The sequence below is a fragment of the Streptomyces sp. NPDC032721 genome, assembly GCF_055579625.1.
This window is the reverse complement of sequence record NZ_JBVIMX010000010.1, coordinates 195,112-208,914: the sequence shown is the minus strand read 5'-3', so window position 1 is coordinate 208,914 and position 13,803 is coordinate 195,112. Positions and strand designations below refer to the sequence as shown.

The window sequence follows — 13,803 nt, the reverse complement described above, 5'->3', positions numbered from 1 at the left end:
GGCCTGCACGGACTACCTGCACGGACTACCTGCACCGGACTACTTGGAACGGACTGCCTGCACCGGACTACTTGGAGTCGACCCGGCCGATCGGGTCGGGGTCGGTCGTCACCGTGTCCCGAGCCGTCTGCCAGGCGGGGTCGCCGGGGTAGAGCTCGCTGCGCAGGTAGGCCACGACGAGTTCAGCGAGGGCGGCGACCCGTTCGGGGTTCTCGTCCGTGGTTTCGGCGACGTCGTAGCCGGAGATCCCGCCGAGGCAGTGCTCCGCGTCGAACAGGGTGAGCAGGGACTTGGGGCCGGGGGAGAGGACGTAGGGGTCGGTGTGCCAGTCCGGGCCGCTGACCGTCAAGAAGGTGGAGGCGTCCTTGTCGCCGGCGACCACGAGGGCGGGCGCCGTCATCGTGGAGAAGTCGGTGGTCAGGAAGAAGGAGTAGTTCTCGACCGTGAACTCGGTGAGGGCGTCGCCGCCGCGGCCGGGCGCGGCGAGTAGGATGCCCGCCTTGATACGGGGATCGGCCAGGTTCACCGTCGTTCCGTCGTGCGGATCGGTGAGTTGGGCGCCGAGCAGCAGGCTCGCGGTGTGCCCGCCCATGGAGTGCCCGGCGACGGCGACCCGGCTCCGGTCGAGACGCCCGGCGAGCTGTGGGACGGCGTCCACGATCGCGTCGAGCCGGTCGAGGATGCGCGTCATGTCCTCGGCCCGGGTGCGCCAGTGATCGGCGGTCCCGGAGGTGTCGGAGTCCAGGCTCAGTGACCTGGAGTCCAGGTGGGTGGGCTGGATGACGACGAAGCCGCGTGCGGCCCAGGAGTTGGCGAGCGGGGCGTAGCCGTTGAGGGAGGAGAGGTGGTGGGAGTGGCCGAGACCGTGCGAGAGGAGGATGACCGGGAGCTCGGTTCCGGACACCGGTGCGGAGACGCGCACTTGGAGGTCCACGGCGCGGTCCGGGGTCGGCAGCACCACCGGGCTGACCGAAAGGACGGGGGTGGGGGAGTGGATGGTGTCGGCTGTGTACGCAGGTGCACTCATGAGGAGCATGCCCTTCGATGACCACCGCCGGCCGCGTACGGCGACGGCGGTATGGCGGAGCGCCCGCAGTCAGCTAACCTGAAAGCGGATCGTTGTTCCACTTACGATACGGAACACTGATCCGTTTAGTCAACGGTCCTCGGAAGGAGTGCGCGGTGCCCACAGCAGGCCCGGCCAAAGGAGCGTCGGCCCGCAGCAAGCGAGCAGACGCGGTACGCAACCAGCAGACGCTGCTCGACGCCGCCGCTGAGGTGTTCGTGACCTCGGGGATCGACGCACCGATCCGCCAGATCGCGACCCGGGCGGGTGTCGGACTGGGCACGCTCTACCGCCACTTCCCCACCAGGGCGGACCTGGTCACCGCCGTCTACCACCATCAGATCGAGGCCTGCGCGGAAGCCGGTCCGAAGCTGCTGGCCGAGGCCGGCTCCCCGTTCGACGCGCTGCGTCAGTGGGTCGACCTCTTCACCGACTTCCTGGTCACCAAGCACGGACTCGCCGACGCCCTCCAGTCCGACAGCGACCGCTTCGCCACGCTGCACACCCACTTCCTCGACCGGCTGATGCCCGTCTGCGCCCAGCTGCTCGACGCCGCCGTCGACGCGGGCGAGATCAGGCCCGGCATGCAGCCGTACGAACTCATGCGCGGCATCGGCAACCTCTGCATCGGACGCGACAGCGACCCCCGCTACGACCCCCGAAGGCTGATCGAACTGCTCCTTCAGGGGCTGCGGCTCCCGTAGACGGTCCGGTTTTTCGCGCGAGCGGGATCAATCGCTTCATGCTGCCACCCCGCCCGAAGCCCGAAGCCCGAAGAAGGAATTGCGGTACCGACCTACCGAGACAGCCGAGTCGTCATGCCTAGTCCCACCAGAACGACCAGGAAGTCCGCCCCACGAGGTCCGTCGCGTACTCGGGGAACGGTGTGGGTGGGTCATCGACGATGTTGTTCGCGGTGGAGAGCACGTGTTCCAGGGCGAGCAGGTTCGCGTGTTCCGCTTCGGCGGGAGGTCTCGCGACCGATACGTGCAGCTCGCTGCCGAACACTGCCACCGCCCGGGCCCCGAAGCGGTCCTCCCAACTCCGCAGGAGTGCACACAGCAGTGGAAGTGGCGCCTCCGCAGACCAACCCGTCAACGCCAAGGCGTCGCTTGCCCGTTGGGCAGGTACGAGCACGAGTCGGTACTCGTTCAGCTCGAACTCGCCCGTCTCGTTGAGCTGGGCCAGCAGGCTTGCCGCAGCCTCCTCCGGAGTCGGGCCTGCGGAGGAGGCAGGCATCGGCGGTGCCAGGCCTGGCCACTGGTCGAAGGGCGGCCCGGGGTCGTGTGGCCACGGCTCGATTCCTTCAGGAGCCGGAGCCGGAGCGGGCGTCGGGTTCGTCCAGAAGGGCAGCCTCTTGCGGCGGTACTCAGCGAAGTCCGCAGCCAGCGCCGACTCCAGGTGGACCGCTTCGATACGGTCCAGGCCGAGCGGCCGTCCCATCGAGTCGGGCCGGTACAGGAGCGGAACCAGGCCGTGCGCCCCGTGGCCGCTCAGCAGACGGGGCCACAGCCGTACGACGTCCGGCGGGAAGTCGTCCGAGACCCACACGCATACGGAATCACGCGCCAGGAACCGGCCGGGCGGCAGAGCATCAGGCAAGGCGAACGGCATGGACGCACCTTAGAACGTGGCACTCCAAGGCGTATCCGCTAAATGCGGTCCAACTGTCGGCCTGACAGGCGGGCGTAACGAGGCAGCGGGATCAGCCGATCGTCTTGAGCACCCGGGCGGGCACTCCCGCGACCACGGTGCCGGCCGGTACATCACGAGTGACCACCGCGCCCGCCGCGATCACCGCACCCGCGCCGATGGTCACCCCCTGCGTGATCACGGCAGCCGTTCCGATCCAGACGTCGTCCTCGATGACGATCGGGGCGAAGGAGAGGTACTCGCGGCGCTCGGCCAGGGGCAGTGGATGGCCTCCGGTGATGAGGCTGACCTTCGGGGCGATCATGACGCCGTTCCCGATGCGGATGCCTCCCCTGTCCATGAAGGTGCAGCCCTGGTTGACGAAGACGTTCTCCCCGAACGTCGTATTGAGGCCGTGCTCGGTGAAGAACGGCGGGTAGATCACCACCGACTCCGGGAGCGGTCCGCCAAATACAACGGAAAGTAGTTCCGCGCGGCCTTTGCTGTCGCTGAATGGAAGCACGTTCAGTCGGGACGTCGCGTCGGTCACCTCCATGATGCGGTCCGCATGACTCGCGAACTCCGGTGTCTGTACGTACATGACCTGCTCTGTGCGGGTAGACATGCGCCGATTCCACACCGCGCAGAGCACTCGATCAAACAACCTCGTATCTCAGCAGATACAACCTGTGGTTGTGGAAGTAGGGTGGGGGCGTGGATGTTGCAGCGCTGCGGACGTTCGTGGCCGTCGCCGGGACCGGTCAGTTCCAGGCTGCGGCCGACGAGCTGGGGATCAGCCAGCAGGCGGTCTCCAAGCGGATCGCGGCCCTGGAGAGGCACGTCGGGGTCATGCTCCTGGTGCGGACCTCCCGGGGCTCCCGGCTGAGCCTGGACGGGCAGGTCTTCCTGCCGCACGCCAAGAAGGTCTTGGCGGCCGTCGAGCACGCCGAGCAGGCGGTGCGCCCCGGAAGCCGTCCTCTGCGGGTCGACGTCCTCCATCGGCGCATCTCCCCGGCGCAGGTCGTCTACCGGTTCTACCGCTCCCGCCCCGGTACGGAGCTGGACGCGGTCACGCTGAGCCAGGAGAACGCCGCCCAGGCCGCCCACGCGGTGCTCGAAGGGACCGTCGACGCCTCCTTCCGCGCCCTGCCGGCCGACCAGGTCCCGGCAGGGATCAGCGCCGAACGACTCCTGGACACACCCCTGGAGCTCTTGGTCGGCCCCCGCCACCCGCTGGCCGACGCGCCCCGGGTCAGTCCTGCGGACCTCGGCGGTCACCGCATCTGGATCCCCGGGATCAGGCCGAGCACGGAGTGGGCGGCGTTCTACCGGGCACTGTCCGAGGCCTTCGGTCTGAGCATCGACGCGCTCGGCCCCCACTTCGGCGACGAGGCCCTGATGGACATGCTGGCCGACTCGGCCTCGCTGGCCACCCTCGTCGGCAGCGGGGACCGGTATGTGTGGCCCCAGGCCCACGACCTGCGGCGCATCCCGCTGCACGACCCGACCCCGGTCTACCCGCATGTGCTGCTGTTCCGCACCGGAGACCAGCACCCCGTACTGACCGCGCTGCGCGACCATCTGCGCACCGCCGCACCGTCTTGCCCGTCCGACGTGTGGGCACCGGACTGGGTGGCCCGCTGACCGGATGACCGAATCGACAGAAACGCCACTGCCGGCGCGAGACGTACTGGCGTAGGAGCGGTCCGGCGAGTGCTCCGGCGACGAGGGGCTGGACACCGTCGATCACGGCCGTGGTGCCGCTGGCGACGCCGAGTCGGATCGCGTAGTAGACGGTGAGCAGATAGCCGCTCTGCGACAGGACACCGATCAGGGCCTGGCGGGCAACGTCCCGCACCGTGAGCCCCCGCCACGCCGTGGTGGCTGCGGCAACGACGATCAGGATGACGGCGAGCGGCAGGAAACGCCACATCAGGATCGTGACGGCGGACGTGCTCGCCGCGCCGAGCTTGGCTCCGATGAACCCGGAACTCCAGCAGAGCACGATGGCGATCGAGAGCAGGAAGTTCACGGCCTGCCGCCCTGCGCGTCCTGGCGGCCGCGGAGAAGCTGTTCTACGAGCGCGGCATCCATGCTGTCGGCGTCGACCTGATCGCCGCCGAGGCCGGGGTGACGAAGAAGACCCTCTACGACCGGTTCGGCTCCAAGGGGCAAGTCGTCGTGGAGTACCTCGCGGACCGCGATGAACGCTGGCGCGCCTTCCTCGCCCAGCACCTCGACGACGCGCAGCCGGAACCGTCGGCGCGCGTTCTCGCCGTCTTCGACGCCTCACTCGCGTGGTCGCGGGAGCACAGCTCCAAGGGGTGCAGCATGGTCAACGCCCATGCGGAGATCAGCGATCCGGCCCATCCCGCGTACCCGATCATCGTCGGGCAGAAGGAGTGGATGCTGGACCTGTTCACCGGCCTCGCCCGGGATGCCGCCCCGGACAGGGCCGACCAAGTGGGCCGGACCCTCATGCTGCTCCACGAAGGAGCACTCGTCGCCCACGGCCTCAACGTGTTCCCGGACGCGATCGGCCATGCGCGCGAGCAGGCGCGAGTGCTCCTTGGGTGAGGGTGTTGTGGTCCGGCCGTCCCCTTCAGGCGGGCTTACTGTCCGGGGTGTCCGGGGCCGTTGGGGCGGGGTGGGCGTTGAGCCAGGCGCGGATCGCGTCCGCCGTCCGGTCCGCGTGCTCCTCGTTGATGCTCCAGTGGTTGCCGGGGACCTCCACGGTGTCGTGAGGATCCGGCCAGGGGGAGGTTCGGTGGTCGTCGGCCGGGGCCTTGTGTCCGCCGGGGGTCCGTGGCAGCGGGTCCGTGGCGTGGACCACCAGCGTGGGGATGCCCGTGGGGGGCGGCTGCCAGCCGCGGGTCATGCGGGTGTAGGCGCCCAGCGCGGCCATGGACATGTCGTCCACCACCTCGTCGAACCGTTCGCCCCGCTGGAGGGCGAGCCTCGCGGGCATCGCGAGCAGCCACGGTTCGTCCTCGCGGTCCGGCGTCACGTGGTACGTGTCGACGATGACCAGGGCGGACGGCGGCGTGCCCGTCTCCGCGAGCCGGGCGGCCACCGAGTGGGCGGGGTAACCGCCCATCGAATAGCCGAGGATGACGTACGGGCGGTCGCCGACGTGTTCGCGCACGGTGGCGGCGTGCAGGTTGACCAGCGTCTCCCAGTCGCGCGGGACGGTGTCTCCGTGGTCGACACCCGGGTGCTGGATCTCCAGGACGTTCCGCTCGCCGCCGAAGGAGCGGGCCATCGCCCCGTACCAGGGCCTGCCCAGGTGGGTGGCGAAGCCGGGGAAGCACACCAGGGTGGGTGCTTCGGTCCCTTCGGCCAGCGGCAGCGGGGCGAGTGCGTGCCGGGTGCTGTCGGTGCGGTCGAAGGTGGGCAGGGCCAGCGAGGCGGTCACCAGCAGGTGCATGGCCGATACGACATCGCCCGTTTCGCACACCCGCCGGTAGAGGGACGCCAGGGTCTGCGAGGGGCGTGTGGTGCCGTGGGAGGTGGGGGTGGGTTTCGGCGAGGGGTGCAGAGTCGTGCTCAGGTCTTCGTACAGGCGGGTGGCCAGCCGGTCCGCGTTGGGGTGGTCGAACACCAGGGTGACCGGCAGGGTCAGGCCGGTGAGCGTGCTCAGCCGGTTGCGCAGCAGCACGCTGGTCAGGGAGTCGAAGCCCAGCACGGTGAAGGGGCGGTCGGGAGCCACGGCGGTCGCGTCCGGGTGGCCGAGTACGGCGGCGACCTCCGCACGGACCAGCTCCAGTACGGCGGGCCCACGGTCGGCGGCCGGGAGCGCCGACAGCCGGTCCCGCCAGGCCACGGTCGTCGCCGACCCGCCGGCGTTGCGGCTGCCGTCCCCGGAACCGGCGGTCGGGCGGGCCTGACGCAGCAGCGTGCGCAGCGGCGGGGGGACCGGCAGACCAGCGGGCGTTGTCGGACGGGAACGGTCGAGGAGAAGCGGGACGAGTACCGGCTCGCCGTCGACCCGTACGCGCACGTCCCGTATGCGCACGTCCCGTACGCGCACGGTCCGTACGCGCAAGTCCAGTGCGGCGTCGAACATCGCCAGGCCCTGCTCCGGCGAGACCGCGCGCAGTACGTCGCCCCGGGCTCGGTCCGCTAGGTCGGTGCGCGCCGCCATTCCGTCCCCGTCGTCCCACGGCCCCCAGGCGAGGGAGAGCGCGGGCAGGCCCTGGGCCGTGCGGTGGTGTGCGAGGGCGTCCAGGAAGGCGTTGGCGGCCGCGTAGTTGGCCTGGCCGGGATGGCCCAGCACCGCGGCTGCCGAGGAGAAGAGCACGAAGTGCGACAGGGGGAGGTGTTCCGTCAGTTCGTGCAGGTTCCAGGCCGCGTCCGCCTTCGGCCGGAGCACCGTCGCGAACCGCTCGGGCGTGAGTGACTCCAGCACACCGTCGTCCAGTACCCCGGCGGCGTGTACTACGGCGGTCAGGCCGGGTGCGTACTCGTCGATGACAGTGGCCAGTCGGGCGCGGTCGGCGGCGTCGCAGGCGATCAGGTCCACGCGGGCTCCCGCGTCTTCCAGCGCGGTGCGCAGTCGTTGGGCTCCTGCCGCCTGGGGGCCTTGGCGGCTGAGGAGGACCAGATGGCGGACCTTGTGCCTGCGTACGAGGTGATGGGCCAGCAGGCTGCCCAGGGAGCCGGTGCCGCCGGTGAGGAGGACGGTGCCGTTGTTCGCGAAGGTGGAGGTCTGGTCGGGGTCCTCGTCGGGCAGCGACTCGGCCACCGCGAGGCGTGGGACGCGCACCGTGCCTTCCGCAAGGGCGAGTTGGGGTTCGCCCGTGGCCAGCGCGGCGGGCAGCAGGCGCAGCGAATCGGGGCTGCCGTCCGTGTCCACGACCGTAAGGCGGCCGGGATACTCCGACTGCGCGGCACGCACCAGGCCCCACACCGCGGCGGCGGGCAGGTCGGGTGCAGGTCCCGTGGCGTTGCGGGTCACCACGACCAATTGTGTACCGGGTGCTGCGGGGCCGGACAGTCGGGACCGCAGCAGTTCCAGGGCGCGCGTGGTCATGGTGTGGGTGTCGGCCGCCGGATCGGTATCGGTGGTGGCCGACGACGGGCCGGACAGCGAGACGACGACCGTCTCGCGGGTGGCTCCCGGAGCGGTGGGCAGCGAGGACTGCAAGGGATGCGAGGGCTGCGAGAGCAGTGACGTACGCAGGTCCAGGTCGTCCGGTTCGGACACGGTCAGGGACGGGCCGTCCGCTGGTGTCTCGACCTCGGTCCAGCGCAGTTCGTACAGGCCCGAGGCCGCGCCCAATCCCGCCGTCACGGCATCGACGGAGTCCGGGACCGGCCGCGCGGTCAGTGACTCCACGCGGGCCACCGGCCTGCCCGCGAGGTCGGCGAGGTCCACCGTGACCGTGTCCGGCCCCGTGGCGCGGAGCCGTACGCGCAGCTCGGTCGCGCCGGTGGCGTAGACCGCCGTACCGCGCCAGGCGAACGGGAGCCGGGCGGGACCACCGGCAGGCGGGGCGGCGAGCACCTCGGCGTGCAGCGCGGCGTCGAGGAGCGCGGGATGGAGGGCGTACCGCGCGGCATCGGCCGTTGCCGACTCCGGCAGCCGTACCTCGGCGAACAACTCCTCGTCCCGCCGCCAGGCGGCGGTGACGCACTGGAAGGCCGGGCCGTACGCGTAACCGGCGTCGGCCAGGCGTGCGTAGGCACCGGTGAGTTCCACGGGCACCGCTCCCGGGGGAGGCCATGGCGCGAAGGCGTCGGTGTCTGTGTCTGTGTCTGTGTCTGTGGCGGAGTCTGTGCCCGCGCCTGTGCCCGGCCGCGCGGTGGCAGGGCCGAGCCGGCCCGTCGCGTGGTGCGTCCAGGCACCGAGGGCCCCCGACTCCTCCGGGCGCGAGTGCACGTCGGCCACGCGGCAGCCGGAGCCGTCCGGTTCCCCGAGGGCGACCTGGACCTGGATACGGTTACCGAGGTCGTGCGGGAGGACCAGCGGGGCGAGCAGGGCGAGGTCCTCCAGTACGTCGAGGCCGCACGCCTCGCCCGCGTGGAGCACCATCTCGGCGACCGCCGCACCGGGTACGAGCGACAGCCCGCCAACCACGTGGTCGCGCAGCCACGGCTGGGCCGCACCGGACAAGTGGCCGGTGCACAGCAGGCGTTCCGTACCGGGCACGGTGGTCGGCCGCGCCAGCAGCGGGTGAGCCCGGTCGTCCCCGGCCGGGGATGCGGTTTCGGTCAGCCAGTGGCGCTGCCGCTGGAAGGGGTACGTCGGCAGGTCGACGCGGCGGGCTCCGCTGTCCGCGTACACCTGCCGCCAGTCCACCGCCACGCCGTGCGCGTACAGCTGGGCGAGCGTGGCCAGGGCCGCCGCGGACTCCCGCTCTCCGGTGCGTACGAAAGCGGTGAACAGCGGCGCCCGGCCCTCCCGGGCCAGGTCGGGGTGGGCGAGGGCCGCCGCCGTGAGCGGTGCGCCGGGGCCGATCTCCGCGAAGGCCGTGACCCGTTCGTCGTGCGCAAGGCGGTGCAGCGCCTCCCCGAAGCGCACGGTCTCGCGGACGTGCCGCACCCAGTACGCGGCCGAGCGCAGGTCGTCCCCGGCGGCCGGCCGTCCGGTGAGCGCCGACACCACCGGGATGCGCGGCGCGCGGTACGTCAACCGCGACGCCACGCGGCCGAATTCGGCGAGCATCGGCTCCATCAAGGGGGAGTGGAAGGCATGGCCGACCCGCAGCCGCGTGGTGCGGCGGCCGAGCCGGGCGAAGTGGTCGGCGACGGCCAGTACGGCGGACTCCGCTCCGGAGACGACCACCGAGCGAGGACCGTTCACGGCCGCGACCGCGACAGCCGACCGGTCCGCACGGTCAAGGTCCGCCAGCGCCTCCGCCACCTCCTCCTCAGCGGCATCCAGGGCCACCATCGCCCCGTTCCCGGGGAGTTGACGCATCAGGCGCCCCCGGGCCGCCACCAGCTCCACGGCGTCCCGCTCCGACAGGATGCCCGCAGCGTGGGCCGCCGCCAGCTCGCCGATCGAGTGCCCGGCCAGTACGTCGGGCCGTACGCCCCACGACTCCAGCAGCCGGAACAGCGCGACCTCGAAGACGAACAGCCCCGCCTGCGTGACATCCGTACGCTCCAGCAGCGCGGCCTCGGGGGCGCCCGGCTCCGCCCACAGCACCTCCCGCAGCGGGCACTCCAGCTGGCTGCCGCCGAAGCCGTCGCGCATGTCGTGCGTGTCGCGCATGTCGTGCGTGTCGCGCATGTCGTAGGTGTCGTACGCGTCGAACCGCTCGCACAAGGCGTCGAAGGCGGCGGCGAAGACTGGAAAGGTGTCGTACAACTCCCGCCCCATTCCCGGCCGTTGAGCACCCTGTCCGGAGAACAGCAGACCCAGCCGCCCGTCGGCCGGGACCGCCCGGGCGGGAGCTGTGCCGGGCGCCGCCCAGGCATCCAGGGCGGTCAGCAGTGCCGCGCGGTCGGCGGTGCCGGTCACCGCCGCCCGGTGGGAGAGGGCGGCCCGGGTCGTGGCGAGCGAGAACGCGACGTCCAGCAGGGGCAGTTCGGGCTGCTCCCGCAGCAGGGCGGCGGTCCGCCGGGCCTGCGCGCGCAGCGCTTCCGGGTCCGCGCCGGACAGCAGCACCGGCGGCGGCGCCTGCTGCCACGGCGTACGGGTGCCCGGGGCCGGCCGCCCGTTCACGTCCTCCTCCGGAACCTCCGCCTCCTCCAGAATCACGTGCGCGTTGGTCCCGCTGATCCCGAACGCCGAGACCCCCGCCCGGCGCGGACTGCCGGGCCGCGCCGGACTCCACTCCCGCTCCCGGGTCACCGGCCGTACGGCGCCCGACGACCAGTCCACGCGCGGCGACGGTTCCTCGCAGTGCAGCATGCGCGGATGCCGCCCGTGCAGCATCGCCAGGACGGTCTTGATGACACCGCCGACCCCGGCGGCAGCCTGGGTGTGTCCGATGTTGGACTTCAGCGCGCCGAGCCACAGCGGCCGCTCGGCGGGCCGTTCGTGCCCGTACACCGCCAGCAGTGCCTGGGCCTCGATGGGGTCGCCGAGCGCGGTGCCGGTGCCGTGCGTCTCGACCGCGTCGATGTCGGCAGGGGACAGACCTGCGTCGGCCAAGGCCAGCCGGATCACCTCTTGTTGGGCCGGACCGCTGGGCGCGGTGAGCCCGTTGGAGGCGCCGTCGGAGTTGACGGCCGAGCCGCGCAGCAGCGCCAGCACCGGATGGCCGTTGCGCCGGGCGTCGGACAGCCGCTCCAGCAGGACCATCCCGACGCCCTCCGACCAGGCCGCACCGTCGGCCGCCGCCGAGAACGACTTGCACCGGCCGTCCGGCGCCACCCCGCGCAGCCTGCTGAACGCGACGAAGGGCGCCGGGGTCGACATCACCGTGACTCCTCCGGCCACCGCCAGCGCGCACTGGCCGGACCGCAGCGCCCGCGCGGCCGAGTCCATCGCCACCAGCGACGACGAGCAGGCCGTGTCGAACGTGACGGCGGGCCCGCGCAGGCCCAGGCTGTACGCGATGCGGCCCGACGCCACGCTCCCCGCCGAGCCCAGCGCGAGATGCGCCTCCAGTTCGTGCGGCCCGCGGTGCAGGAAGCGCCCGCCGTAGTCGGCGTGCATCAGGCCGACGAACACGCCGGTGTCGCTGCCGCGCAGGGCCGCCGGATCGATGCCCGCCCGCTCGCAGACCTCCCAGGAGGCCTCAAGAAGCAGCCGCTGCTGCGGATCGGTGGCCAGCGCCTCCCGGGGGGACATCCCGAAGAAGGCCGCGTCGAAGTCGGCTGCCCCGCGCAGGAATCCACCGCGCCGGGTGAGGGAGGTGCCGAGCCGGTCCGGATCGGGGTCGAAGAGCGCGGCCGGGTCCCAGCCACGGTCGGCGGGGAAGTCCGAGGTCGCGTCCGTGCCGTCCGCGACCAGGCGCCACAAGTCCTCGGGGGAGGCCACGTCCTCCGCGCCCCCCGGATAGCGGCACGCCATGCCGACGATCGCCACCGGATCGTCGGACGACGTAAGGGAGTTGCTCACGCTGATAGGGGATTTACTCGCGCTCGTACGGGAGTTGCTCACGCTCGTACGGGCTGCCGGGCCCGGGTGGCCACCGCCGAACAGTGCCTCGGTCAGGAACTCGGCCACGGCGGCGGGCGTCGGATGGTCGAACACCAAGGTCGCGGGCAGGGCGAGCCCGGTCGCCGCGCCGAGCCGGTCGCGCAGCAGGACACCCCCGAGCGAGGTGAGCCCGAAGGAGGTGAAGGTCGCGCCGGACTCCAGGGCCCCCGCAGGCCCACCGCACGTCCGCTCCGTCCGGTCGAGAACCATGCGCAGTACGGCGTCGTAGCGCCCGGCCGGTGCCAGGTCCAGCAGCCGCCCGCGCAGCGCGGACGCGGCGGACTCCCGCTCGGCCACGACTCGCTCGGCCAACTGCCGCGCCAGCGCCGGTCGGTCGGTTTTGGCGGTGGCCGTACGGGGCAGGGCGTCGGTCGCGTACACCTCGTCGGGCACCTTGAAGCCCGACAGCCGATCCCGGCAGTGGGCACGCACCCGCTCGGGGTCGACGCCGTCCGGGCCCGGCACCACGAACGCGACGGGCACCTCGCCCAGCGCGTCGTGCGGCCTGCCGACGACGGCCGCGTCCGCGACACCGGGGCAGTCCAGCAGCACCCGCTCGACCTCGGCCGGGTTGATGTTCTCACCGCCCCGGATGATCAATTCCTTTACGCGGCCGGTGACTTGGAGTCGGCCGTGCGGGAGGAGACGGCCGAGGTCGCCGGTCCGGTACCAGCCGTCCCGGAACGCCCGCGCGGTCTCGTCCGGACGGCCGTGGTACCCGACCATCAGGCTCGGACCGCGTACCCAGATCTCGCCCTCGCCTCCGTCGGCGGTCTGCTCGCCGCTTTCGGAACCGGTCAGCCGGACCTCGACCCCGGGCACCGGCAGCCAGCCGGACTCGTCGTTCCCGGTCCGGTCGAGCGGCTTTACGGCGATCTTCCCGCAGGTCTCGGTGGAGCCGTAGCCGTCGAGCAACGGCACGCCGAGCAACTCCTCGACGTCCGCTTGCAGCGAGGGAGGACACGGTGCACCCGCGGTCGCGCAGAGCCGCAGCCCGGGCAGCGGTCGCGGGCCCTCACGCCCGTCACGCCCCGCCGGCCCTGCCAGTCCCTCCCGCCCCTGGCGTCCCTCACGCATCGACTCCACCAGGAGGTGGTACGTGGCCGGCACCCCGGCAACGACGGTGAACGACTGCTCGGCAAGTGCCCGGGCGACGCTCGCGCCCCGGCCGAGCAGGTACGCGCTCGCCCCCACCGAGACCACGCCCATCAGGCACAACGAGTGTGCGTACGCGTGGAACACCGGCAGCGGGCACAGCATCCGGTCCTGCGGCCCAAGACCCCACAGCGGTACGTAGGCCGCGGCCACCGACCACAGCCAGGCCCGCTGGCTGGAGACCACGCCCTTGCTCGTCCCGGTGGTGCCCGACGTGTAGTGGATCCACGCGGGCTCGTCCATGCCGAGGTCGTCGCGGGGCGGCAACTCCGGTTCCGCCCGGACCAGCTCCTCGAACGCGATCGTGTCCGCAGGCACTTCGCCCGCCCCGGCATCCGCATCGGCCACCACCACGACGCTCAACCAGTCACGCCCGGCGGCCAGTTGGACGACCTTGGGCAGCAACGCCTCCTCGGTGACGATCGCGACCGCCCCGCAGTCGTCGAGGAAGTACGCCAGTTCCGCATCGGCCGCCCCGGGGTCGAGGGCCACCCCCACCGCTCCCGCGCGCAGCACCGCCAGGCAACTCTCCACCCACTCCACGCGGTTGCCCAGCAGGAGCGCCACCCGGTCCCCGCGCCGCACGCCCAGCTCCGCCAGCTGTCCCGCCAGTCGGGCGGTCCGGTTCTCCAGCTCCCGGTACGTCACCCGCCGCCGCGCATCCTGGAAGGCGGTCGCGCCTCCCCGGCGCTCCGCGTGCGCCCTCAGCATCCCGGGCACCGCACGGATCAGCTCGTCACTCACCTCGGCCACAACTACCCCTTCGCGCCCCGCGTCGCACCACGACGTCCCCCGCCCCGGGCACCGTACCGACCCCGGGATAACGCCGAGGTCAGTCCCCGTATCAGGGTGT

At 72.0% G+C, this 13,803-nt stretch carries 7 protein-coding genes and 1 pseudogene; 3 read left to right on the top strand and 5 right to left on the bottom strand.

Annotation, left to right across the window (positions count from 1 at the left end; genetic code table 11):
• Positions 1–67: 67 nt before the first annotated feature.
• Entirely contained in the window at positions 68–1,027 is a 960-nt protein-coding gene (locus ACZ5PB_RS22275; RefSeq protein ID WP_468693446.1) for an alpha/beta hydrolase family protein, read from the bottom strand.
• A 155-nt stretch (positions 1,028–1,182) separates the two neighbouring features.
• On the opposite strand from ACZ5PB_RS22275, the gene ACZ5PB_RS22270 reads away from it, so the two are divergent.
• Positions 1,183–1,770 (top strand): TetR/AcrR family transcriptional regulator, encoded by a 588-nt coding sequence (locus tag ACZ5PB_RS22270; RefSeq protein ID WP_468693445.1) that lies wholly within the window; start codon positions 1,183–1,185, stop codon positions 1,768–1,770.
• 118 nt (positions 1,771–1,888) lie between these two features.
• On the opposite strand, the gene ACZ5PB_RS22265 is transcribed toward ACZ5PB_RS22270, so the two are convergent.
• Together ACZ5PB_RS22265 and ACZ5PB_RS22260 are read right to left on the bottom strand one after the other, a co-directional pair.
• Complete coding sequence (locus tag ACZ5PB_RS22265; RefSeq protein ID WP_468693444.1) at positions 1,889–2,680, bottom strand: DUF4253 domain-containing protein; 792 nt, start codon at positions 2,678–2,680, stop codon at positions 1,889–1,891.
• Positions 2,681–2,771: 91 nt separating this feature from the next.
• Positions 2,772–3,299 carry a DapH/DapD/GlmU-related protein gene (locus tag ACZ5PB_RS22260; RefSeq protein ID WP_468693597.1) on the bottom strand — a complete coding sequence of 176 codons (528 nt, stop codon included), beginning with the start codon at positions 3,297–3,299 and terminating at the stop codon, positions 2,772–2,774.
• 113 nt (positions 3,300–3,412) lie between these two features.
• Here ACZ5PB_RS22260 and ACZ5PB_RS22255 point away from each other — a divergent pair, with 113 nt between their 5' ends.
• Positions 3,413–4,342, top strand: a complete 930-nt coding sequence (locus tag ACZ5PB_RS22255; RefSeq protein ID WP_468693443.1) for a LysR family transcriptional regulator — start codon at positions 3,413–3,415, stop codon at positions 4,340–4,342.
• A 25-nt stretch (positions 4,343–4,367) separates the two neighbouring features.
• Here ACZ5PB_RS22255 and ACZ5PB_RS22250 read toward each other — a convergent pair.
• Positions 4,368–4,730, bottom strand: a pseudogene (locus ACZ5PB_RS22250) (EamA family transporter); the annotation flags it as partial.
• Between the two features lie 11 nt (positions 4,731–4,741).
• Between ACZ5PB_RS22250 and ACZ5PB_RS22245 the strand changes: the two are divergent.
• Positions 4,742–5,275 carry a TetR/AcrR family transcriptional regulator gene (locus ACZ5PB_RS22245; RefSeq protein WP_468693596.1) on the top strand — a complete coding sequence of 178 codons (534 nt, stop codon included), beginning with the start codon at positions 4,742–4,744 and terminating at the stop codon, positions 5,273–5,275.
• Between the two features lie 25 nt (positions 5,276–5,300).
• On the opposite strand, the gene ACZ5PB_RS22240 is transcribed toward ACZ5PB_RS22245, so the two are convergent.
• A complete protein-coding gene (locus ACZ5PB_RS22240; RefSeq protein WP_468693595.1) occupies positions 5,301–13,661 on the bottom strand; it encodes a type I polyketide synthase in 8,361 nt (2,786 codons plus the stop codon).
• Positions 13,662–13,803: the final 142 nt, after the last annotated feature.

Bases quoted from the DNA above. Each gene is read 5' to 3' on its own strand.
- ACZ5PB_RS22240 (WP_468693595.1), bottom strand. From the start codon at position 13,661: ATGCTGAGGGCGCACGCGGAGCGCCGGGGAGGCGCGACCGCCTTCCAG.
- ACZ5PB_RS22265 (WP_468693444.1), bottom strand. From the start codon at position 2,680: ATGCCGTTCGCCTTGCCTGATGCTCTGCCGCCCGGCCGGTTCCTGGCG.
- ACZ5PB_RS22275 (WP_468693446.1), bottom strand. From the start codon at position 1,027: ATGAGTGCACCTGCGTACACAGCCGACACCATCCACTCCCCCACCCCC.
- ACZ5PB_RS22260 (WP_468693597.1), bottom strand. From the start codon at position 3,299: ATGTACGTACAGACACCGGAGTTCGCGAGTCATGCGGACCGCATCATG.